General features: G+C 66.1%; 22 protein-coding genes. 11 read left to right on the top strand and 11 right to left on the bottom strand.

What is annotated here, in order from left to right:
• Positions 1–71 precede the first annotated feature (71 nt).
• The 3 genes from AC6JAC_RS20745 to AC6JAC_RS20735 all read left to right on the top strand — a co-directional run bounded on the left by AC6JAC_RS20745 (position 72) and on the right by AC6JAC_RS20735 (position 1,848).
• On the top strand, positions 72–431 hold the full coding sequence (locus tag AC6JAC_RS20745) for a carboxymuconolactone decarboxylase family protein (protein WP_028270590.1): 360 nt from the start codon (positions 72–74) through the stop codon (positions 429–431).
• Positions 432–523: 92 nt separating this feature from the next.
• Positions 524–733, top strand: a complete 210-nt coding sequence (locus tag AC6JAC_RS20740; protein ID WP_231511172.1) for a hypothetical protein — start codon at positions 524–526, stop codon at positions 731–733.
• Positions 734–804: 71 nt separating this feature from the next.
• On the top strand, positions 805–1,848 hold the full coding sequence (locus AC6JAC_RS20735; RefSeq protein ID WP_028270592.1) for an NAD(P)-dependent alcohol dehydrogenase: 1,044 nt from the start codon (positions 805–807) through the stop codon (positions 1,846–1,848).
• Between the two features lie 104 nt (positions 1,849–1,952).
• Here AC6JAC_RS20735 and AC6JAC_RS20730 read toward each other — a convergent pair whose 3' ends face one another.
• On the bottom strand, positions 1,953–4,973 hold the full coding sequence (locus tag AC6JAC_RS20730; protein WP_497966464.1) for an alpha-amylase family glycosyl hydrolase: 3,021 nt from the start codon (positions 4,971–4,973) through the stop codon (positions 1,953–1,955).
• Positions 4,974–5,256: 283 nt separating this feature from the next.
• Here AC6JAC_RS20730 and AC6JAC_RS20725 point away from each other — a divergent pair, with 283 nt between their 5' ends.
• Positions 5,257–6,165, top strand: a complete 909-nt coding sequence (locus tag AC6JAC_RS20725; protein ID WP_497966463.1) for a putative protein N(5)-glutamine methyltransferase — start codon at positions 5,257–5,259, stop codon at positions 6,163–6,165.
• A 1-nt stretch (position 6,166) separates the two neighbouring features.
• Here AC6JAC_RS20725 and AC6JAC_RS20720 read toward each other — a convergent pair whose 3' ends face one another.
• From AC6JAC_RS20720 to AC6JAC_RS20690, 7 genes are all read right to left on the bottom strand, one after another.
• Positions 6,167–7,222, bottom strand: a complete 1,056-nt coding sequence (locus AC6JAC_RS20720) for a glycosyltransferase family 4 protein (RefSeq protein WP_028270594.1) — start codon at positions 7,220–7,222, stop codon at positions 6,167–6,169.
• Positions 7,223–7,235: 13 nt separating this feature from the next.
• Positions 7,236–9,395, bottom strand: a complete 2,160-nt coding sequence (locus AC6JAC_RS20715; protein WP_497966461.1) for an amylo-alpha-1,6-glucosidase — start codon at positions 9,393–9,395, stop codon at positions 7,236–7,238.
• A 284-nt stretch (positions 9,396–9,679) separates the two neighbouring features.
• Positions 9,680–10,171, bottom strand: coding sequence for a YtxH domain-containing protein (locus AC6JAC_RS20710; RefSeq protein ID WP_028270596.1), 492 nt, complete (start codon positions 10,169–10,171; stop codon positions 9,680–9,682).
• 219 nt (positions 10,172–10,390) lie between these two features.
• Positions 10,391–10,654: a GlsB/YeaQ/YmgE family stress response membrane protein gene (locus AC6JAC_RS20705; RefSeq protein WP_011690132.1), complete on the bottom strand. Its 264-nt coding sequence runs from the start codon at positions 10,652–10,654 to the stop codon at positions 10,391–10,393.
• A gap of 133 nt (positions 10,655–10,787) precedes the next feature.
• Positions 10,788–11,618: an aldo/keto reductase gene (locus AC6JAC_RS20700; protein ID WP_497966458.1), complete on the bottom strand. Its 831-nt coding sequence runs from the start codon at positions 11,616–11,618 to the stop codon at positions 10,788–10,790.
• A gap of 64 nt (positions 11,619–11,682) precedes the next feature.
• Positions 11,683–12,654, bottom strand: a complete 972-nt coding sequence (locus AC6JAC_RS20695) for an aldo/keto reductase (RefSeq protein WP_497966456.1) — start codon at positions 12,652–12,654, stop codon at positions 11,683–11,685.
• Between the two features lie 36 nt (positions 12,655–12,690).
• Positions 12,691–13,536, bottom strand: coding sequence for an aldo/keto reductase (locus AC6JAC_RS20690; RefSeq protein ID WP_497966455.1), 846 nt, complete (start codon positions 13,534–13,536; stop codon positions 12,691–12,693).
• A 215-nt stretch (positions 13,537–13,751) separates the two neighbouring features.
• On the opposite strand from AC6JAC_RS20690, the gene AC6JAC_RS20685 reads away from it, so the two are divergent.
• Both AC6JAC_RS20685 and AC6JAC_RS20680 read left to right on the top strand, forming a co-directional pair.
• The gene (locus AC6JAC_RS20685; protein ID WP_051628823.1) at positions 13,752–14,648 is read left to right on the top strand and encodes a helix-turn-helix transcriptional regulator; all 897 of its coding nucleotides are present in this window, start codon (positions 13,752–13,754) and stop codon (positions 14,646–14,648) included.
• 86 nt (positions 14,649–14,734) lie between these two features.
• On the top strand, positions 14,735–14,932 hold the full coding sequence (locus AC6JAC_RS20680) for a hypothetical protein (protein ID WP_497966453.1): 198 nt from the start codon (positions 14,735–14,737) through the stop codon (positions 14,930–14,932).
• Positions 14,933–14,951: 19 nt separating this feature from the next.
• Here the strand turns inward: AC6JAC_RS20680 and AC6JAC_RS20675 are convergent, their stop codons facing one another.
• Positions 14,952–15,161 (bottom strand): dodecin, encoded by a 210-nt coding sequence (locus AC6JAC_RS20675; protein ID WP_028270601.1) that lies wholly within the window; start codon positions 15,159–15,161, stop codon positions 14,952–14,954.
• Positions 15,162–15,238: 77 nt separating this feature from the next.
• Positions 15,239–16,117 (bottom strand): SGNH/GDSL hydrolase family protein, encoded by an 879-nt coding sequence (locus AC6JAC_RS20670; protein WP_028270602.1) that lies wholly within the window; start codon positions 16,115–16,117, stop codon positions 15,239–15,241.
• A gap of 177 nt (positions 16,118–16,294) precedes the next feature.
• Here AC6JAC_RS20670 and AC6JAC_RS20665 point away from each other — a divergent pair, with 177 nt between their 5' ends.
• Entirely contained in the window at positions 16,295–16,552 is a 258-nt protein-coding gene (locus AC6JAC_RS20665; RefSeq protein WP_028270603.1) for a metal-sensitive transcriptional regulator, read from the top strand.
• On the opposite strand, the gene AC6JAC_RS20660 is transcribed toward AC6JAC_RS20665, so the two are convergent.
• A complete protein-coding gene (locus AC6JAC_RS20660) occupies positions 16,549–17,259 on the bottom strand; it encodes a FadR/GntR family transcriptional regulator (RefSeq protein WP_028270604.1) in 711 nt (236 codons plus the stop codon). The two genes, AC6JAC_RS20665 and AC6JAC_RS20660, sit on opposite strands and share 4 nt — an antisense overlap.
• A 152-nt stretch (positions 17,260–17,411) precedes the next feature.
• Here AC6JAC_RS20660 and AC6JAC_RS20655 point away from each other — a divergent pair, with 152 nt between their 5' ends.
• The 4 genes from AC6JAC_RS20655 (at position 17,412) to AC6JAC_RS20640 (ending at position 22,307) form a co-directional block, all read left to right on the top strand.
• Positions 17,412–18,923, top strand: coding sequence for a four-carbon acid sugar kinase family protein (locus tag AC6JAC_RS20655; RefSeq protein ID WP_497966450.1), 1,512 nt, complete (start codon positions 17,412–17,414; stop codon positions 18,921–18,923).
• A gap of 29 nt (positions 18,924–18,952) precedes the next feature.
• Positions 18,953–19,855 carry an NAD(P)-dependent oxidoreductase gene (locus AC6JAC_RS20650; protein ID WP_028270606.1) on the top strand — a complete coding sequence of 301 codons (903 nt, stop codon included), beginning with the start codon at positions 18,953–18,955 and terminating at the stop codon, positions 19,853–19,855.
• Positions 19,856–19,953: 98 nt separating this feature from the next.
• A complete protein-coding gene (locus AC6JAC_RS20645) occupies positions 19,954–21,420 on the top strand; it encodes a GntP family transporter (protein ID WP_028270607.1) in 1,467 nt (488 codons plus the stop codon).
• The gene (locus AC6JAC_RS20640; RefSeq protein ID WP_497966448.1) at positions 21,420–22,307 is read left to right on the top strand and encodes a class II fructose-bisphosphate aldolase; all 888 of its coding nucleotides are present in this window, start codon (positions 21,420–21,422) and stop codon (positions 22,305–22,307) included. Before AC6JAC_RS20645 ends, AC6JAC_RS20640 begins: the two co-directional genes overlap by 1 nt.
• The last annotated feature ends 40 nt before the right edge of the window (positions 22,308–22,347 follow it).

Raw genomic sequence — 22,347 nt, 5'->3', positions numbered from 1 at the left:
CAGAACCTTCCGCGCTCAGCTGCAAAACGGTTTGCTGGATACGCAGCGAAAACTTCCTAAGGAGCACCACCATGGCAACAGAGACCCCTTCGCGGGCCCAGCAGTTGATCGGCGACGTCGCGCCCAAGCTGGTCCAGCTCACCGACGATGTCCTGTTCGGCGATGTCTGGGAACGGCCCGGCCTCTCGCCCCGCGACCGCAGCCTGATCACCGTTGCTACGCTGACGGCGCTCTACCGCACCGGCCAGCTGCCGTCCCACCTGCGGCTGGCCCTCGCGAACGGCGTCACCGCCGACGAGCTGGTGGAGATGTTCACCCACCTTGCGTTCTACGCCGGCTGGCCCAATGCAATGACAGCCGTCATGGCGCTCAAGGAAGTACTGGCAGAACAACAGCCGGAAGAGCAGCCGACGACGGCGCACGCCGGCTAAGCAGCGAACTCGGCGCCACGGACATCATCGCCGCCGTGCGCGACGGCGGTGCCGTTGGTAGGGTGGGAGCTGCCCAGTACACCGATGTGCCCATGAATTTAGGCACCGTGATGCGCAATATCACCCTGACCGGCGGCGTGGCCCCGGCCCGGGCCTACATCGAAAAACTCATGCCGGACATTCCCTCGGGAACAATCCAGCCCGGCATGGTGTTTGACCACATTGTGGCCCTCGACGACGTCGCTGCCGGCTACCGCGCGATGGCCGACCGTACAGCGCTCAAAGTGCTCATCCGCCCCTAACGCTGACGTTCACCCACCCACCGAACCTCATACCCAACGAATCCAACGAACACCCAACATTGGAGAAGACATTGCTTACCGCTAACGCTTACGCCGCACCGTCCGCTGACGGAGACCTCATCCCCACCACCATCGAACGCCGCGACGTCGGCCCCCACGATGTGCTGATCGATATCAGGTTTGCCGGCATCTGCCACTCGGACATCCACACGGTCCGCGGTGACTGGGGACCCCAGCAGTACCCGCTGGCGCCCGGCCACGAAATCGCCGGAATCGTCACCGAAGTGGGCGCTGAAGTCACCAAGCACACCGTCGGCGACCGCGTCGGCGTCGGCTGCATGGTGAATTCCTGCCGCGAATGCGTCAACTGCCAGAAGGGCGAGGAACAGTACTGCCTCAAGGGCAACACCGGCACCTACGGTGCAGTGGACCGCGACGGAACCATCACCCAGGGCGGCTACTCCACCCACGTCGTGGTGACCGAAGACTTCGTGGTCCGGATCCCCGAGGGCATCGAGCTCGACGTCGCCGCGCCGCTGCTCTGCGCCGGCATCACCACCTACTCGCCGCTGCGCCACTGGGGCGCCGGCCCCGGCAAGAAGGTGGCCATCGTCGGACTTGGCGGCCTGGGCCACATGGCCGTCAAGATCGCGCACGCCATGGGCGCCGAGGTCACCGTGCTGTCCCAGTCACTCAAGAAGCAGGAAGACGGCCTGAAGCTGGGCGCCGACCACTACTACGCCACCAGCGACGAGAACACCTTCGCCGACCTGGCAGGCAGCTTCGACCTGATCATCAACACCGTCAGCGCCTCGATCGACATCAGCTCCTACCTGCAGCTGCTGACCCTCGACGGCACGCTGGTAAACGTCGGTGCTCCGGCGGAACCGCTCCCGGTGAACGCGTTCGCGCTCATCGGCGGCCGCCGCTCCTTCGCCGGTTCAATGATCGGCGGCATCCGCGAGACCCAGGAAATGCTCGACTTCTGCGCCGAGCACAACCTCGGTGCCGAGATTGAAGTCATTCCGGCCGAGAAGATCAACGAAGCCTACGAACGCGTCCTGGCCTCCGACGTCCGGTACCGCTTTGTGATCGACACCGCGACGCTCAGCTAGCCCAGGCCGCGTCAGCGACCCCACGCGGTAACAACCGAAAGCAGCGCCGTCCTCAGGAGAGGGCGGCGCTGCTTTGTGCCATTACCGTTTCGCCGGCGGCACAGCTACCCGGTGGTCATCACATGCGTGAAGTGGTCGTAGCGGAGGGTGAGGGGACCACCCTTGTGCGCCAGGCTGATGTTGGCGCCGTTGGGCGAGCCGCCGGCGCCGTAGCTGACATCCCACGACCGGTTCAGGGCTGCCTTGAACTCGTAGTTTCCGGCGGCCAGGTCCGCGGACAGCTTCCACACAAGGTCGGCCGGGTCGAGTTTCAGCTGCGCCTGGTCGCAGGCGGGCATCCAGTCCTCCGGGCAGCCGAGCTCGGAGTTCATGCTTCCCGCTGCTGCCACAGCCCCGGGCTGCTGGGAGGCGTAGGCCGGGCTCAGCACATGCGTGGTGTGGTCGTAGCGGAACGTCACGGCACCGCCCGGATGCTCCAGCACGATGTTCCCGCCGTTCAGCGCACCGCCGGCGCCGTAGTTCTCGTCCCACTTGCCGTTGAGTGCCGCCTTGAACTCGTACGTTCCCGCCGGCAGGTTAGGCACTGTGAGGCGCCAGACCTTGTCCGCCGGGTCCAATGTCATAAAGGCCTTTCCGCACGCAGGCTGCCAGTCGCCCGGGCACCCCATTTCCGAGTTCAGGCTGCCCGCCACGGTCACGGAGTCCGGCTGCGGGATCTCCCCGGCCACCACGGTGCGGATATCGCTCACCACGTTCTCCGCGCCCGGAACGGACATGGTGGCCCGGTATCGGACTTTGGTTCCGTCTGCCAGGCCCAGGGCCGAAAGGTCGTCGAAGACCGTGTACGCGGGCGAGGAACTGTCTGATCCGATCGGAGTCCATTCGCCGCCGTCCACACTGCGGCCGAAGCTGACCGTGTAGTCAGCCTTTTCCGGGCTGGCCGTGGCACTGACTTCCACCTTGCCGTCCACGCTGCTGCCCTCTGCCGGCTTCTGCATGGCCAGGACCGGGGCGGGTACGGTGCCGCTGCGTGCGGCGCTGAGCGAGGTGTTTCCGCCGTTGTCGAGGACAACAGCCCGGTATTCCACAGCGGTGCCGGGGTTCAGCCCGGTGACGTCGTGGAACACCTGGTACGGGGCGGTATCGTCCGTTCCGATCGGTTCCCATTCTCCGCCCGCGGTCCGCGCCTGGAAGGTGACCTCGTAGAACGAGGAACCGTCGACGTCGGCCGCCACCCGGATCCTGCCGTTGTCGCCTTCCGCCGTGGCCGGCTGCTGAAGGGCGACGGCGGGAGCCGCTTTGGAGCGGGGGATCCGCCCTGACGATTCGTACACCACTGCGGACAGCGGCGGAACGGTGACGGTGAGCTTGCCGTCGTCGGCCGTCTTGACCTCTGCGGCGGTAGCCGCGTCGCCTGTGCCGCCGTAAATTCGGGTGTAGCTGCGTTTGGCGATGTAGGTGGGCACCGCGGCGGTCTGCGCGGACCCGCTGTTGTTCACTGCCACGACGTACTCCCGCTGGTCCTTCGCGTCAGTGCGGGAGAACGCGTAGATTCCCTGGCCCTGGGCGGCATAACGGTTCTGGTGGGCGCCGTTGCGCAGTGCCGGGTGCTCGGCGGTCAGCGCGGCGAGCTCGCTGATCTTGCTGTAGAGCGGGTGGCCGGTATCAAAATTGTCCGTCGCGTGGCTGGCATCGGTGCCCAGCAGGTCGTCGTCCAAGTATTCCGGCACCTTGCTGGCGAAGAGGGTCTGGCGCGCATCCTGGTCCCCGCCGGGACCGGTGAAGCCCTGCTCGTCCCCGTAGTACACCACCGGGTTGCCGCGCGAGAAGTACATCAGTTCGTGGGCCAGCCGGTCGCGGGCAACGCGTTCGGCGTCGTCCGCGCGAGGGTTGTCCGCGGCGATGAAGCTGCCGATCCGGCCCATGTCGTGGTTGCCCAGGAACGTGGGGAGTTCGTAGACGTTGGAGTCGGCATCCGTGTACCAGTCGTCCCCGGCGAAGAACGTCTCCAGCTGGCTGGCGGACTGGCTGCGGGAGGCAAAGTTCCGGGCTGCGTCCTGGAACGGGAAGTCCAGCACGGCCTGCATCTTGTTGCGGGTGGTGAACTGCGAGGTGAAGCTCTTGGAGGTGTCGAAGACCTCGCCGAACATAAAGAACTCGTCCTTGCCCTGTGCCTTGGCGTATTCGAGGACCTCGGGCCCGAACTTTTGCCAGAACTCGTCGTTCACGTGCTTCATGGTGTCGATCCGGAAGCCGTCAACCCCGAAATCCTTGATCCAGTCTTCGTAGACCTTCGTCATGCCGTCCACGACTTCAGGGTTCTCCGTGAAGAGGTCGTCCAGCCCGAAGAAATCACCGTAGAAGGAGTCCTCGCCCTGGAAAGTGGTGTCGCCGCGGTTGTGATACAGCGCGGGGTTGTTGAGCCAGTCCGGCACCTTGAGGTGTTCTTCGCTTTTCTCCAAGACCGGCGTGTAAGGGAACGACGTGGACGGGTCCAGTTCCGGGAACGTGTCCGTTCCGGCGTAGTCGCGGTCGTCGAACACCTCGCCGGCCGCTGTTTTGTAGGGCGCGGCGTCCTTGGAGACGTATGGCTTGCGCGCGCCGTCTTTGTAGCCAATCACGTCCGCTGTGTGGTTGGTGATGATGTCGAAATAGACCTTCATCCCGCGTGCATGCGCCTCGTCGATCAGTGCTTTCAGCTCGGCGTTGGTGCCCAGGTGCGGGTCGATCTGGGTGAAGTCCGTGACCCAGTACCCGTGGTACCCGGCCGACTTGTCCTCCGTCTGGACTGCCTTGTTCTTAAAACTGGGCGTCAGCCAGATGGATGTGGTGCCCAGGCCCTGGATGTAGTCGATCTTGTCGAGCAGGCCTTTGAGGTCGCCGCCGTTGTAGAAGCCCTTCTTCGTCGGGTCGAAGCCGGAAACCATCGGGTCGCTGCCCAGCCCGCCGTCGTCGTTCGCGGTGCTTCCGTTGCTGAAGCGGTCCGCCATCACGAAGTAGAAGTTCTCATCCGTCACCGGCGCCCGGAGCGAGTGGGAGGCCGCCGGTGCGCCGGGGTCTTTCGGCTGCGGCGCCGCATGGGCCGGGGCGGCCAGCGAGGCGGCGGCAACCAGTGCTGCGACCACCGCGGCGACGCCTCTGGCGTGCTGCCTGCAGGGTGGATTCTTGTGGTGTGGACTGCGGAAAAACACGATAAGGAGACCTTCCGGAGAGCGACGGTGCTGTTGTGAAGGATGATGCTGGAGTGCGGCATCTGAGAGCCAAGTCACAACTGTAAGCGCTTGCACCGACTTTTTCCAGCTAATCCCAAGGTTGCTTTGTATCCGCTCCCGTTGGGTAGCATGAAACCCACCGACCCGCAGCTGAGGGAGCCTGCTCTTGCCGCCAGAACGCTCATTCCGGCCCCGCTTGACCGGTTCGGCCGGCTTTCAGGAAGACGCCGTCCGCCGCCTCAGGGCCGCGGGCTGCGTGTTCGCCGAGGAGGAGGCCGGACTGCTGACGGACGCCGCCGCCTCGGCTGCGGAACTGGAAACCATGATCGGACGGCGCGCGGCCGGCTTGCCGCTGGAACACATCCTCGGCTGGGTGGAATTCTGCGGACTCCGCATCGGCGTGGCCAGCGGAGTGTTTGTGCCCCGCCGCCGCACCGAGTTCCTGGTCCGGCAGGCGGAGCTGCTGCTCCGCGCGCACGAAGGCGCGCACGAAGGCGCGACCTCCGAAGGCGCGACTTCCGGTGGAGGCACGCACGACGGCGGGCGGCGCACCGCGGGGAGGGCCGTCGTCGTGGACCTGTGCTGCGGTTCCGGAGCCGTGGGGGTGGCGCTGGCGGCCCGGGTGACCGGAATCGAACTGCATGCCTCTGATCTGGATCCGGCCGCAGTGCTGTGCGCCAAAGGCAACATCGAGCCGGTGGGCGGGCACGTCCACGAGGGTGATCTGTTCGAACCGCTGCCGCCCGGGCTGAGGGGCCGCATCGCCGTCGTGATGGCCAACGCACCTTACGTGCCCACTGCGGCGATCGGAACCATGCCGCCGGAAGCCCGCACGCACGAACCGCGGATGTCGCTGGACGGCGGTCCGGACGGGCTGGACATCCAGCGCAGGGTCATCGCGGAGGCGCCGGCCTGGCTTGGCCCGGGCGGGCACGTGCTGATCGAGACGAGCCGGGGGCAGGCGCGCCGGACTATCGGGCTCATGCGGCGGGCAGGACTGACCGCCAGGCTGGCCAGCGACCCGGAGCTGGACGCCACAGTGGCCATCGGCACAGCCTCTATCGGCACAGCCTCTATCGGCGACGCGGCCCAGAGCCGGCGGTAGCTCAGAATCCGGCGGCGGCGGGTTCCTCGGCAGCCCGCTGTGATCCCGCAAGCAGGTCAGAGTAGAACCGAAGGTACTCCTGGACCATCCGCTGGGAACTGAAGCGTTGCTCGGCCGCACGCCGGCAGTCGCTGCGGCGCAGCCAGCCGGCGCCCTGAAGTGCCTCCGCGAGGGCCTCGACGCTGTCCGCCAGGAACCCTGTTTCGCCGTCGTTGATGATTTCCGGAGCGGACCCCCGGCGGGTGGCCACCACCGGCGTGCCGGCGGCGAGGGCCTCAATCATCACCATTCCGAACGGTTCCGGCCATTGGATCGGGTTTAGGAGGGCCACGGACTCGCCCAGAAGCTGGAATTTGTCCGCCGTCCCCAGCTCGCCGAGGTATTCAACGTCCGCGCCCAGGAGGGGTTCGATCACGTCGTGGAAGTAGTCCAGCTCAAACGGCTCCCGCATCTTCGCGCCGATCCGCAACGGAATGCCCGCCCGGCGCGCCACCATGATGGCCTGCAGGAGGCCCTTGTTCGGATGCATCCGCCCCAGGAAGCACGCACCGCCGTTGTGCGACGGGCTGTACCGGATACCCCGGACGTCAATCCCGTGGTGGATGACCGCGTCCACCTTAACGCCGCGGGCCGTGGAAGCCTGATGGTGCGAGATGGCAACGAGTGCTGTCTCCCGTTGCATGGCACGGTAGATCAGCGTGAGTTCGTCGTCGAAAGGCCCGTGCAGGGTGGCGGCGCGGGGAACGTCGGGCATCTCCCGCTGGCACAGCGGTCCAAGCAGCGTGTGGTCGTGGATGATGTCCACGTCCGCCATGGATTCGTAGGCGCGCAGGACATGCAGGATCTCCTGCCTCCCCGAGTCCATGCTGAGTTCGGACGAGTCGGAGAGCCCCGCAACCCTCGGAACGGGACAGGTGCTGTCGCTCGAGGCGGCAAGCACAACGTCGTGCCCTGCCTCCGCGAGCCCCGCAGCAAGGGTGTGGACCACGGATTCCGTCCCGCCGTAGCTCGGCGGGGGAACGGGGATCCATGGTGGTGCCAGGATGCCAATACGCATGGTGCCTCCTACATCAGCCGGCCCTCCGGCCGGGGTCATGGTGGACCCGGATGAGGTCCGCCAGGGGTTCCTGCGTCCCCAGATGCAGTTCAATTGACGCCGGGAGCCCCGTCACCTGGGCGGCGTTACGCGAAACCTCGATGGTCAGGCGGGAGCCTGCCAGCGGCACTTGTTCCTTCTTCAGGTAGCCGAATCCGTCCGGAAACACGGGGCTCAGCCAAAGCCGCCCGGTGGACGCGGAAGGGTCGAAGCGCAGCAGGACGCGGATGAGGTGGATGGGCGTGGCCGCTGCCCAGGCCTGCGGAGAGCACGACGACGGGTAGGACACCGGGGGCCGGCCGGCTTCGCGCGGGAAACCGCAGAATAGCTCGGGGAGCCTGCCGCCGAAGGCCTCCGCGGCGTCGAAGAGTGCCATGGCCACCCGCTGCGATTCTTCGATGAAGCCGTACCGCATCAGGCCGGCGGCAATCAGGGCGTTGTCATGCGGCCACACGGAGCCGTTGTGGTAGCTCACGGGATTGAACGCGCCCATGGTCGAAGCCAGGGTGCGGACACCCCAGCCGGAGAACATGTCCGGTTCCATGAGCCGTTGCGCCACGAGGGGTGCCTTCTCGTCGTCGACGATTCCCGACCACAGGCAGTGCCCCATGTTGGAGGCGCACGCATCCACGGGCCGTTTGTCCTTATCCAGGGCCACCGCGAAGTACCCGCGCTTTGGCAGCCAGAACCTGCGGTTGAACTCCTCCTTCAGTGCGGCGGCACGGTCACCCCAGCTGCGGGCAAGTGCGCCGTCACCGGCGTCCAGGGCAAGCAGGGCACGGGCCACGTAGGCGCTGTAGGTATAGCCCTGGACCTCGCACAAGGCGATGGGAGGTTCGGCGAGGGTGCCGTCCGCAAAGTTGATTCCGTCGTAGGAGTCTTTCCAGCCCTGGTTGAGGAGGCCGTGCCGGGTGGCGCGCTCATATTCCACAAAACCGTCCCCGTCACGGTCGCCGTAGTTGGTGATCCAGTCCAGCGCGCGGTCCGCGTTGGGGAGGAGTTCCTGGACCGCCCGCGGTTCCAGTCCCCAGCGGCTGATTTCACCCAGGAGCGTGACGAATAGCGGGGTGGCGTCCGCCGTTCCGTAGTAGGTCTTGTCTCCGCCGAGGGACAGGGCAGCGCCTGAACCGAGGCGCACCTCGTGGAGGATCCGTCCGGGTTCCTCCTCGGTGAGCTTATTGATTTTTTGGCCCTGGTAGTCGGCAAGCGTCTGCAGCGTGCCGAGCGCGATGGCGGGATCAACCGGAAGCGCCATCATCGAGGTCAGCAGGGAGTCGCGGCCGAAGAGTGCCATGAACCAGGGCGCGCCGGCCGCCACCACGGTGCGGTCCGGATGGGCCGGGTCCGCGATCCGCAGGGAGCCCAGGTCCCGCTGGCTCTGGCGCAGGATCCTTTCGAGCGAGGGGTTGTCCATGCTGATTACCGGCGCAGCGGCGCCCCAGCTCCGGTGGCGGAGGGCGGGAGCCGATTCGTGCTGCGGTGTGCTGGCGGAGAACCTGCCAGCGGGTTCGCTGCCGTCGGAGCTGGGTGTGACCACCAAGGTGGCGGTCCATGAACCCTTCGCGGGAACAACCACTTTGTACATCACGCCGTGGCGGTTCACGTCTGCCCCCGGCGCGCGTACCGTCACGCCCAGCAGCCTGTTGTTGTGGCGGCCGCTGATGACCAGCCGGTCGCCTTCCGGCCGGTGGGAGGGGCGCAGCTGGCGGGTCTTCCGGCCGGCCTTGACCTCGAAGAGGTCCGCGAAGTCCGCCTCCACCGCCAGTTTGATGCTGCAGGGCGCCGGGGCGTTGGAATAGTTGCGCACGGTCAGCGTCTCGCGGATGCCGTCGCCCACCTGCCGGTCCCGCTCAATGACCATGGGCCGGTCGGCGGCTCCGTCCGGCTGCGGCGCCCGGCCGGTGAAGACAGCCCGGTACGGTTCCGGGTTCACCGCCATGAGCCCTTCCACCACGTGGTTGTTCACCAGCAGGTTCCAGCGGGACAGGATCCTGGTGTCCTGGTAGAAAACACCATGGGCCATTCCGGGATCCAGGTCCCCGTTGCCGGCGGAAATGAAGAACGACGATCCTTCAACGATGGTCACGGCGTTGTGGCCGGTGGAGCCGGCCGTGTCCAGGTTCCAGCCGTTCATGGCCGGCGCCGGGCAAGGGGCCGCACCGCAAAAGCCGGGGGGACGGGGGCCAGGCGTCGGAAACTCATGAATTCACTCCGGACCGAGGATTCAACGGCTGACTGCTTAGCCACCCACATTCTAAATTTCCGTGCCGCCTCCGGCAAGGTTCTTTGGACCCTTGCGCCGGTTCCGTGGAAACAGGCCGACCCGCCCGGAACCAATGGTCCGGACGGGTCGGCGTGGGTGCTGCCGGCGGTAGTGCTGTCGCTGTGACTGCCGTCGCTGTATTGCTGTCGGGTTTGTTAGGTCCGCTCAGGGTTCGAGTTGGTGGCCGCGCCGGCGGGCGTTGCGCCGCCTTCGTCGGACCAGTCCTGGCCGGTTGAGTCATTGCGGGCCGGGTCGCTGGTGACGTCGGGGACGCTGCCATCCGCGGTGCCCAGATTGATCGTCTCCGGATGTGTGCTGTGGGACGGCACGTAGTCACCGGCGGGCAAGTCGCTTGCTGCCGCGTGAGCCCCGGTCGCAGCCGTGTGGTCCGTGGCTGCCTTGTCGCGGTGGACAGCGGAACTGATGACGGTGCCTGCACGGCGGGCTGCCTCGGTCAGCTGGTCGGACACTTCGGGCGCCTTTTCCTTGACCGCCTCTGTTGCTGCCGCGACTTTGTCCTGGACCGGTTTGCTGTCCCAGAGCGCCGCGGCCCTCGCCTTGATTTTCTCGTAGGCGGCGCGGCCGGACCTGGAGCCCAGGACGAAGCCCGCTGCCACTCCGGTACCGAAAAGAAGTTTTGCTTTCATGATGTGCTCCTGCTCCGTGAGAATCCGTACTGCGGCGAATCCGTGTTCGGGTGGACCCCCCAAGGGGGACGCCCGTCGGTCTAAGCCCGTAGGTATAAGTCGGTAGGTGGAAGTCCCTAGGTATAAGCCCGTAGCTACAAGGCCGTGGATTGGGTGGCCGTTAATGGAAAAACGGCCCCAGGAAAAATCCCGGGGCCGTTTCTCAGGCCGGATTCCGCTTTAGCGGGCCGTGCGCTTGGTGATCATGCCGTAAACAAGCAGGACGATGATCGCGCCGCCAATGGCCAGCAGCCAAGTGGACAGCGAGAAGAACTCGTTGATGCCAACACCGAAGAGCAGGCTGCCAATCCAGCCGCCGAGGAATGCACCTACGACGCCCAGCAGCAGGGTGATGAAAATGCCACCGCCCTGACGGCCGGGGAGGATTGCCTTAGCGATTGCTCCGGCGATAAGGCCCAGAATCAGAAATGCGAAAAAACCCATTTTATCGTTCCTTCTTCTTTCATTGAGGAGGTGCCCGGATCCCGAGCACGCTACATCCTTCTACGCTAATACTAATCATGCTTAGTATTAATCTGCCAGTCGGCGGACCTGTGAATTTCTGGGAGCGCCGTTTTCAGTGACCTTGAACGTCGGAATTAACCCCGGACTCGTCACCCCCGTCCAGCGTGGCTATGGCTGATGTGTCGTCCGCGTCCAAAGCAAAGCCGAAGATGTCCAGGTTCTCTTTCATGCGCTGTGGATTGGCCGACTTGGGGATGGCAACGAGGCCCTGCTCCACATGCCATCGCAGCACGATCTGGCCGGGGGTTTTGCCATGCTTTTCGGCGATCTTTCCCAGTACTGGGGCGTTCAGGAGGTCGCCGCCCGCACCCAGCGGGCTGTACGACTCGGTGACGATTCCATGCCGTCTGTCGTAGGAGATATCCACGATCCGGGTGACGGCCGGGCTGACCTGGATCTGGTTGACGGCCGGCACCACATCGCACTCGGCCATAAGCCGTTCCAGGTGCGCCGGCTTGAAGTTGGAGACGCCGATTGACCGCACTTTTCCGTCGGCCTGCAACCGCTCAAAAGTTTTCCACGTTGAGATGAATTCGTCCCGCCGGGGGAGCGGCCAGTGGATCAACAGGAGATCCACGTAGTCCAGCCCGAGGCGCTTGAGTGACCCGTCAAGTCCCGCCACGGCCCTGTCCTGGCCTTGGAATTCACCGTCCAGTTTGGTGGTGATGAACACTTCCGACCGGTCCAGGCCGCTGCTGCGGATGCCGTTCCCCACGCCTTTTTCGTTGCCGTATTTCACTGCGGTGTCGATGTGCCGGTACCCGGCTTCCAGGGCGTCCACGACGGCGGCAGCCACCTGCTGGTCGTCCAGCGGCCAGGTTCCCAGTCCGATCTGGGGAATCCGGTAGCCGTCATTGAGCTCAATCACTGGTGAAAGCGCCATTTCAAAAGTCTTTCCTATCGGGGCCGGTTTGCACAGATGTCAAAAGGCACGGTCTGCCAACGATTTACCAGGCGTAGTCTTCCGGAGCGGTGCGGTGGCCCGGGAAAATGTCGTCGAGGCGCTTGAGCGCATCATCGTCGAGCTTCACGTCGAGGGCCCGGATGGCGGCGTCGAGCTGTTCCTGCGTGCGGGGACCGACGATCGGTGCGGTGACCGCGGGCTGGTGCAGCAGCCACGCGAGGGCGACGTCGCCCGGCTCATGGCCGAGGTCGTCGGCCAGGTCCTCGTACTGGCGGATCTGGTCCTGGTGCTTCTTCAGCGTTTCGGCCGCCCGCCCTTCGGTGCGGCGGACGCCGTCGCGCTCCTTCTTCAGCACGCCGCCCAGCAGGCCGCCGTGCAGCGGCGACCAGGGGATCAGCCCGAGCCCGTACTGCTGCGCGGCAGGGATGACTTCCAGCTCCAGGTTGCGGGTCAGGAGGTTGTAGATGGACTGCTCACTGACCAGGCCCGTGAAGTTGCGGCGGGCGGCGGACTCCTGTGCCTGGGCGATGTGCCAGCCGGCGAAGTTGCTGCTGCCCGCGTAGAGGATCTTGCCCTGCTGAACCGCGACGTCCATGGCCTGCCAGATCTCGTCCCAGGGCGTGTTCCGGTCCACGTGGTGGAACTGGTAGAGGTCGATGTAATCCGTCTGGAGCCGTTTGAGGCTGGCGTCCAGCGCCCGCCTAATGTTCAGGGCGGACAACTTGGACTCGTTGGGCCGGTCCGTCATGGTGCCGTAGAGCTTGGTGGCCAGTACGGTGCGTTCGCGGCGCTCGCCGCCCTGGGCGAGCCAGCGGCCAATGATTTCCTCGGTCCAGCCGCGGCGGCCGGTGCCGCCGTAGACGTTCGCGGTGTCAAAGAAATTAATGCCGGACTCCAACGCGGAGTCCATGATGGAGTGCGCGGCCGCTTCTTCGGTCTGCGGGCCGAAGTTCATGGTGCCAAGGCACAGGCGGGAAACCTGCAGGCCGGAGCGGCCGAGGTGGGTGTACTGCATGCCGGGGGATCCTATCTGTCTGTGGGTGGGGGTCGGTTACATCTGGCTGAAGGCGGCGACGGCGGGATCGGCGCCCGCGCGGGCGCCCGACTCCAGGGCGGTGATTTCGCTGAGTTCGGCGGCGGAAAGTTCGACGGCGACGGCACCCAGGTTTTCCCGCATCCGCTGAGAATCGGCCGACTTGGGGATGACGATGGTGCCCTGGGCGAGGTGCCACGCCAGCACGATCTGGGCGGGCGTGGCATTGTGTGTGCCGGCGAGATCCTTGACGGCTGCTGCATTCAGGTCCGCGCCCTGGCCGAGCGGGCTGTACGCCTCCACGGCGATGCCGAGTTCCCTGCACTTCGCGGCCAGATCCTGCTGCTGGAAGGTGGGGTGGCTTTCGAACTGGTTCACTGCCGGGACAACATCCGCCGCCGGGAGGAGCCTGTCCAGGTGTTCCGCGAGGAAGTTGGAGACGCCGATGGCTCGGATCTGGCTGTTGGCGTAGAGCTTCTCCATCGCCTTCCAGGCGTCGGTGAAAAGCCCCTGGGAAGGCACCGGCCAGTGGATCAGGTAAAGGTCAACGAAGTCGACGCCGAGAGCCTTGCGGCTGTTCTGGAACGCCTCGTGCGCGTTGCCCTGTTCGCCGTTGCGGAGCTTGGTGGTGATGAAGATGTCCTCGCGGGGAATGCCCGAGGCGGCGATGGCAGCCCCGACTCCCGCTTCGTTCCGGTAGGCGGCAGCGGTATCAATGTGGCGGTAGCCCGCTTCCAGGGCATCCTCAACGATGCGCTGCGTTTCTTCCGGCGGCACCTGGAACACGCCGAAGCCGAGTTGCGGGATCCGGACTCCGTTGTTGAGGGTCAGCTGCGGAATGGTGTTTTGGTTCGTCTGGGACATCGTCAGTTTCTTCCGATAGTGGGGATTGTCGAACGGGCCGAGGCGGGCTCGCGGAAGGCAGGCTCGCGGGAAACCGCTTTCGTGCTGGCTAGGCTTCGAGCCTATGCACTTTGCCCTGCCGTGTCAGCAGGGATGCCTATTCCTGTTTTTCCTAGGACTGCCAGTCCTACGTTCGTTGTAGAACGGAGGCTTGCGGGCCGTGCACAATGGAAGGCATGGGTCAGAGCGCCGAGTTTGGAAAATTCCTGAAGGCCATGAGGTCGAGGCTGAAGCCGGAGGACGCCGGGCTGGCCGGAACCTCGGGTGCCCGGCGGGTTCCCGGGCTGCGCCGCGAGGAGATCGCGCGGCTTGCGGATGTGAGCACGGATTACTACACGCGCCTGGAGCAGGGCCGCAACATCCACCCGTCCAGGGCGGTGCTTGATTCCGTGGCGCGTGCGCTGCGCCTCGATTCCAGCGAGCACGCGCACATGATGGACCTGATGGAGAACTGTGCGGCCTCGCAGGGGTCGCCTGTCCCGGTCCAGAGTGTCCGCCCCGCGCTGCGCCAGCTACTGGATGCGGTGGGTGACGTTCCCGCGCTGGTCCTGGGCCGCCGGAGCGACGTCCTGGCCGGCAACAGGCTGGCCTTCCTGCTGTTTGCCGACTTCCCTGCCATGCCCGCGGGGGAGCGCAACCTGACGCGCTGGCTGATGCTCGATCCGCGTACCCGTGAGCTGTTCCGCGATTGGAAGGCCGTGGCGTCAGATGCGGTCGGCGCCCTTCGCGGGGACGTTGGCCGCCACCCCAACGATGCCCAGGCCAATCAGCTGGTGGGCGAACTCGCGGTGCACAGCGAACACTTCCGGCAATGGTGGGCCGGGCACCGTGTGGCCGCTCCGTCGGCGGGCAGCGTCAGGCTCCGCCATCCGGCGGTGGGAGACCTGGAACTGAACTTTGAAAACCTGGTGCTTCCGGATGATCCGGACCAGGTCCTCCGGGTGTTTTCCGCGAAGCCGGGGTCGCCGTCGGCTGATTCATTGACGCTGCTGAGCAGTTTTGGTGCCGGTATGGACAGCGTGTCCGCCGGGCCGGCCGATGTGGCTGTGCAGTTGCCACATGAACCCGTCTGATTCTGGGCAAACGCCCATTGGGGAGTGCCGGGGGTTTTCCTAGCCTTGGGGTAGACCTTTTTTACTACCAAGGATGGGATTCAACGATGAAGCGCATCGCACTGCTCCGCGAACGAGTGGCCACCGCCGGGGCCACAGGAACCCACTGCCCGGCTTCCGGACTGTGGGCCCCTGTGGGCGCGCCGCATGATGGGCAAACCTTCTTCGAGGGACACGTTTTCCCGTCCTACAACGGCGCTCCCACCGTGTGGCGGCGCGTTGCGGCAGGGGACACGTCCCGCTGAACCCTGCCGGACGCCGGGGTTAGCGCTCCAGGCGGAAACCGAGTTTGATGGTTACCTGCCAGTCGGCCACCTTTCCGTCTTCCAGATGCCCGCGGATTTCCTTGACTTCGAACCAGTCCAGGTTGCGGAGGGTCTTCGCGGCCTCGGCGATCCCGTTGCGGACGGCAGCGTCCACGCCCTCGCTTGACGTTCCGACAATTTCAGAAATGCTGTAGGTGTGATTCGACAACTTCGCTCCTCATAATCTCCATTGACACCCGGAACTGCGGGCCGTCCCTGCAGATTAGCGGACGAGCGGCGGCGCGACTAGGGTTTCGCGGCCATCGGGCCGGTGGGGAACGGACCTGCCGGAAGCGGCCCGTGCGCCACGCCCGGACCGAACACGGGACCGGGTTCCGGTCGTTTGGCTGTCAGGCCCAGGTTCGCGGGGCGTTGCCGGACCCGGCGCACCACCCAGGGGAACAGGTAATCCTTGGCCCAGACCAGGTCGCTGCTTCGGGCCTGCCGCCAGCTGCCGACCGGCAGCACCTTGGGCTCCAGGGGTTTCAGGGTGTGCGGGACGTTCAGTGTCTCCAGCACCATGGCCGCAATGGTGTGATGGCCCAGCGGGGAGAAATGGAGGCGGTCCGGATCCCACATGTGCGGCGCGGCCAACTGGCGCAGGCTCCAGAGGTCGGCCACCACGCCGTCATGCCGGGCCGCAATGGTGCGTATGTTTTCGTTGAAGATGGCCACCTTGCCGCGGATGCGGCTGAATACCGGAGTGCTTCCCCAGTCCGGGCCGGTGAAGAGCACCACTGTTGCTCCGGTGGCGCTCAGCAGTGCGATCGCCGGATCCAGCCTCTCTGCCAGCTTGTCCGGGTCGCTGCCGCGGAACACGATGTCATTGCCGCCCGCGGAGAGCGTGACCAGGTCCGGCTTCAGCTCGAGGGCCGGCCCCAGCTGGTCATCCACGATCTGCTGGAGCAGGCGGCCCCTGACGGCCAGGTTGGCGTAGGCGAAGTCCTGGTGGCCCTGGCTCAGTTCTTCGGCCACCCGGTCCGCCCAGCCGCGGACACCTCCGGGGCTCCGTGGCTCCGGATCGCCGTACCCCTCGGTAAAGGAATCTCCCAGTGCCACGTATCGGTTCCAGGGGTGCGGAGCCGGAGTGCTCGCCGCGGGGGGTGTCCGCGCCGGTCCAGGAATACTGAACGTACTCACGTTTCCATGGTGATCCCCCGCCCAGCCCTAAAACAGGGCCGAAGGTCGCATTTCCGCAGGTGTTGCGACGGCCGGCAGCCGGTGTGATTCCTCTTGCAGGAAGGCAAACAAATACCAAGGGGGGTATAAGATGGAGGGAGTCCTAGAGCCACGGAGGAAGCAATGGAACTCGATCCCGCCGACATGAAGCCGGTCATCAACCGCCTGCGCCGCGCCCAGGGGCAGCTTGCTGCCGTCACGCGGATGATTGAGGAGGGCCGCGACTGCAAGAGTGTGGTCACCCAGCTGGCCGCGGTGTCCAGCGCCCTGGACAGGGCCGGGTTCTCCATCATCGCCACGGGCCTGCAGCAGTGCATGCAGCAGGAAGACCCCAGCCTGGACAGGGCCGAGCTGGAGAAGCTCTTCCTCTCCCTCGCCTAGGCCGGTTTCGCCTCAAGCACGTATGACTTCAGGTCATCGAGCGTCTGCTGCATGTGCGCGTCCATGGCGCTGCGGGAGCGTGCGGCGTCCCGCGACTCCAGTGCCTCGGCAATGGCCTGGTGGTGGCCGATGGCGTGCTCCTGGATGTCCCGGAACTTGGACGTTTCGGTCCGGCGCTTCTCCAGCACGCGGTGCAGCGGCTCAAACAGGACGGCAACAAAAACGTTCTCGGAGGCGCGGAGGATGACGTCGTGGAACGCGAGGTCGGCTTCCACGAAACCCGGCAAATCGTCGGAGTCATGCGCCTTGCGCATGGCGGCCACGTAGCCATGCAGAATCCCGATGTCCGCATCGCTGATGCGGCTCGCCGCCAGTTCGCACGCGCCCGTTTCCAGCATCCGGCGCAGTTCAATCAGCTGGATGGCGGCGGAGGCATCATTCACGCCTTCTGACGCCGCGCGGAGCACTGCTTCGAGGGAGGCCCAGCGGTTGAGCGGGTTAACGAACGTGCCCCGCCCCCGCTCCACACTCAGGATGCGCTGCGCCTCAAGCGTTTTCATGGCTTCCCGCACGGTCATCCGGCTGACCTCATGCTTCGCGCTGAGCTCCAGCTCGCCCGGGACGCTGGAGCCCGGGGGGAATTCGCCGGCGATGATCCGGTCGAGGAGCTCATCGGCCACCACGCCGACCAGTGATTTACGTGCCAATTTTCCCCCGTTCAGCGGTGAGCGACGATTTGTCCGACAAGTCTACTTGCGCGTCCCTGTGCCTTGTGCCACACTAGCATTCAAATGTTAGATGTCTGACATCTTACAAATACCTAACCGCAGCAGAGATTTCATACACAACGGAGTGCAAAGTGCCCCTTGAAGCAGATGTACTGGCAGCCTTCCCGGCAGAGGTCCAGATTCCCGCTGAGCTGGTTTCCGACGCTGTAGCGGCGTCTTCGGCAGCCTCCCCCCGCGTGCTTGTCGTGCTCGACGACGACCCCACCGGCACGCAGTCCGTTGCGGACCTGCCCGTGCTCACCCGCTGGGACGTTGCCGACTTCACCTGGGCCTTCTCCCACATCCGGGAGAACAACCTCAAGTCCGCCGTCTATGTCCTGACCAACACCCGCAGCCTGGACCCGGCCGAGGCCGCTGCGCGGAACGAAGAAATCGTCCGCAACGCGCTGGCGGCAGCCGGGAACACGGCCGGCTCCGCGGACGAAAAAGCGCTGCGCCTCGGTTTCGTCAGCCGCAGCGACTCCACCCTCCGCGGCCACTACCCGCTGGAACCTGATGTCATTGCCGCCACCGTCGCCGCCGAGACCGGCGAGGCCACCGACGGCGTTGTGATCGTTCCGGCATTCCCCGACGCCGGCCGCGTCACCATCGGCGGTGTGCATTACATGCGCGGCACCGGGGCGGAAGCGGGAACGCTCACCCCCGTGGCCGAGACTGAATTCGCCAGGGACGCAAGCTTCGGGTTCGCCAACTCCGAAATGGCCAAGTACGTCGAGGAGAAGTCGCAGGGCCGGTTCGCCGCTGACTCCGTGATTGTCCTGGACCTCAACATCATCCGTGCCGGTGCTGCCGCCGCGGATCCGGCCATCTCCGCCAAGGCCATCGCGGACGCCATCGAGTCCGCCACCGATTCCACGCCGATTGTGGCCGACATCGTCACCGAGAATGACTTCCGCGCCCTTTCCCTCGGCCTGGAAGAAGCAGAACGCCGTGGCAAGAAGCTGCTCTACCGCGTGGGTCCGCCCTTCGTCCGTGGCCGCATCGGCCAGGAAATCCGCGCCCAGCTCAGCGGCGAAGAGGCCTACGCCGGCAACACCCCGTCCGAAGCCGGCGGGCTCATCGTGGTGGGCTCCCACGTCGGCGTCACCACCCGCCAGCTCAAGGCACTGACGGAACAGCACAGCGCGGCCCGCATCGTGGAGATCGACGTCGAAAAGCTGCTTGGCGATAGCGCCGCCAGCTACCTGGACGAGACGGTGGACACGGTAGTGGAGTCGCTGCGCACCGGCGATGTCATCGTTCATACCAGCCGCCTCCTGATCAAGACGGACGACGCCGCCGAAAGCCTGCGGATCGCACGCACGGTGTCCGCCGCCGTCGTCGCCGTCGTGAACCGCACGCTCAAGACCTTCCCGCCGCGGTTTGTGATCGCCAAGGGCGGCATCACGTCGTCCGACGTCGCCGCGCACGGCCTGGAAATCCGCCACGCGATAGTCCGCGGCCCCATGCTCCCGGGCATCGTCAGCCTGTGGGAGCCGGTGGACGGCCCCGCCAAGGGCATCCCGTACATCGTCTTCGCCGGCAACGTGGGCGATGACCAGTCCCTCGCAGACGTCACGCGCAAGCTCAGCAACACCTTCTGAATCCCGACATAATTTCAATGGAGAACACCATGACCAGCAGCAACTACACCATCACCGTCCTGGGCCTTGGCGCCATGGGCCTGCCCATGGCCACCCGCCTCGCGTCCGAGCTGACCGTCCACGGTTTCGACATCGCCGAAGCCCGCCTGGAACTCGCCGCAGAAGCGGGCATCAAGACCTTCGCCTCCGCCCGCGAAGCTTCCGAAGGCGCAGACGCGCTCCTTCTGGCAGTCCGCAACGGCGAGCAGCTCAACGATGTCCTCTTCGGCGAGAACGGCGTGGCCTCCGTGCTCAAGCCGGGCGCCGTCGTGATCCTCGGCAGCACCGTGGGCACCGACGCCATCCCCGCCACTGTGGACCGCCTGGCCGCATACGGCGTCGAGCTCGTCGATGCGCCGCTTTCCGGCGGCCCGAAGCGCGCCGGTGAAGGCGACCTGCTGATCGTGGTGGGCGCATCGCCCGAGGCCCAGGAGAAGGCCCGTCCGGCCCTGGAACTGCTGGCCTCCACCCTCACCGTGGTGGGCGACAAGCCCGGCGACGGCCAGGCGCTCAAGACCGTCAACCAGCTGCTCTGCGGCGTCCACATCGCTGCAGCCGCCGAAGCCCTGGCCCTGGCCGATGCCCTCGGCCTGGACCAGGAAAAGACCCTCAAGGCCCTCGAAGCCGGTGCAGCGGGTTCGTTCATGCTTTCCAACCGCGGCCCGCGCATCCTGGAGGCCTACAACGAGGAAGGCGCCGAGGTGCTGAGCCGCCTGGACATCTTCGTCAAGGACATGGGCATCGTGGGCAAGGCCACCCGTGCCGCCGGCCTGGCCGCCCCCGTTGCCGCCGCAGCCGAGCAGCTGTACCTCCTGGGCCAGGCCCAGGGCCTCGCCGCGGCGGACGATTCCGCTGTCATCAAGGTTGTCGCCCCCACGAAGCGCACCGCATAATCCCCAACTAGAGCCCGACGACGGCGGTCCCCCCTCCGTCGTCGTCGTCGAACCACCTCGCCAGGCGTTGCCGGCGACGTCAAAGGAGACAATTTCCCATGAACCCCCTGATGAACTCCTTGATAGTGCGGGCCGCTGATGCCCCCGCCATCAAGCCGGCCGTGGAGCTGGGTACTCCGCTGCTGCTGACCATCGCCGCTCTCGGCATCGCACTCCTGCTGGTCATGATCATCCGCTTCAAGATCCAGGCCTTCGTGGCCCTGCTGACGGTCAGCATCCTCGTGGCCATCGCGTCGCAGATTCCGCTGAAGGACGTTTTCACCGTCGTTGCCACCGGCGTGGGCGGCACCATGGGCAAGGTCGCACTGCTGATCGCCCTCGGCGCCATCCTGGGCCGGATGATCGAGGTGTCCGGCGGCGTGCAGTCGCTGGCCTCCCACTTCACCGCGAAGCTCGGCGCCAAGCGCGTGGCAGTGGCGCTCACCGCCGTCGGCTTCCTGGTGGCCATTCCGGTGTTCTTCGAGGTCGGCGTGATCGTCCTGGTCCCGATCGTCTACGCGTTCGCCAAGATCGCCAAGGTCCACCCGGTGAAGTTCGGCCTGCCCATGGCCGGCATCATGCTGTCCATCCACGTCGCCGTGCCGCCGCACCCGGGCATCGTCGCCGGGGCAGGCGTCTTCGGAGCCGACATCGGGCTCATCACGCTGATCTCCCTGCTCATCTGCATCCCCCTCGGGTTCCTCTCCTACTGGGTTGCCAGCATCATGAACCGCAAGGAATACGAGCTCCTCCCGAGCGTCAAAGCACAGGTTGACGAGTTCGGTTCCGCTTCCCTGGTGCACGTGGGCCACGACGGCCCCGGTGCCCAGGCTGTTGCCCCGCCGCGCCCCGGCCTGATCATCTTCCTCATCGCCGCACCCATCGTGCAGATCCTCCTCGGCACCGTGGGCACGCTGACCATCAGCAAGGACAACTTCTGGTACGGCGTGGCCGCGTTCGTCGGCAACCCGTTCCTTGCACTGCTCGTGGCCGTTGGCCTGTCGTTCTTCCTGCTGGCTGTCCGCCGCAACTGGTCGCTGCGCGAAACCGGCGAGATCTTCGAAGGCGCATTGCCTCCCATCGCCTCCATCCTGATGGTGGTTGCCGCCGGCGGTGTGTTCGGTGAAGTCCTGCGCACCTCCGGCATCGGCGCGGCCCTCTCGCAGACCCTGGACCACCTGGGCCTGCCGCTGATCGTCCTCGGCTTCATCATCTCCCTGGCGCTCCGTGCCGCGCAGGGCTCCGCAACCGTGGCCATCGTCACCACCGCGGGCCTGCTCACCTCGGCCGTGGCCGAAGGCGGCTACACTCCCGCCCAGATCGCCGTGCTGGTCATCGCGATCGGCTTCGGTTCCCTGGGCCTGTCCCACGTGACCGACGCCGGCTTCTGGACCGTGGTCCGGTACTACGGGCTCACCGTGTCCGACGGCCTCCGCACCTGGACCGTCCTGACCACCATCCTGGGCCTGGCCGGCTTCGCCCTGACCTTCGTCGCCTGGATCCTGGTGGGAGGCCTGAGCGCCTGATGCGAGCCCGACTCGACCACCTGGTGGTTTCCGCCCTCCAGCAGGGCGCCGCCGTGCCGGCCTTCACCTGCTACGACTTCACCACAGCCCTGGCCGTGGTGGAGGCGGCGGAAGAGGCCGGCCGAGGAGCCATCCTGCTGGTGGCTCCCAAGACCGCCGCTACCCCCAACGGGCTGCGCCTCATCGCCGCGCTCCGCGGCCTGGCCGACTCCGCCGGCGTCCCGATTGCCGTGCAGCTGGACCACGCCTCCGATCTTCAGGTGATCGCCGACGCCGTCGCAGCGGGGGCGGATTCGGTCCTCGCCGACGGTTCGTCGCTGCCCTACGAGGACAACATCGCGCTGGTCCGCGAAGCGCGGGCCGTGCTGGCGGCGCAGGGCCATGCCGACGTCGTGATCGAAGCGGAACTGGGCGGACTCGCCGGTGACGAGGACCGCGCCTTCGGAGCGGACGCCTCCGGTCCGTTGACGGAAGGCAGCGCCACAGGCATAGCTGCCGGGCTGACCGACTCCGCCCAGGTGGAAGACTTCGTGGCCCGCACCGGCGCCCAGCTGCTGGCCGTGGCCGTGGGCAATGTGCACGGCAAGTACAAGGGGGAGCCGCAGCTGCGGTGGGACGTGCTGCAGGACATCGCAGTGCGGACCCACATCCCGCTGGTGCTGCACGGCGCGTCCGGAATCCCGGCCGAAGAGCTGGTCAAGGCCGCCGCCATGAACGTGGGCAAGGTGAACTTCAACACCGAACTCCGCACCGGCGTGCTGGCCACGCTGGAAGCCGAAACCGGTCCGCACCGTGCCGACGGCGAGAATCTCCAGGGACTCCTCGGGAAATGGAACGCCTCGGCCAGGGACTTCGCCGCCGGCGCGCTGTCCACGCTCACGAAGTAGCGGAACAGTAAAACTCCCAACGGGGGAGGCTAGGATCGAG

The sequence above is a fragment of the Arthrobacter sp. KUASC02 genome (assembly GCF_059739395.1).
The sequence above is the reverse complement of the archived record's forward strand: the minus strand, read 5'-3'. Positions and strand labels throughout refer to the sequence as shown.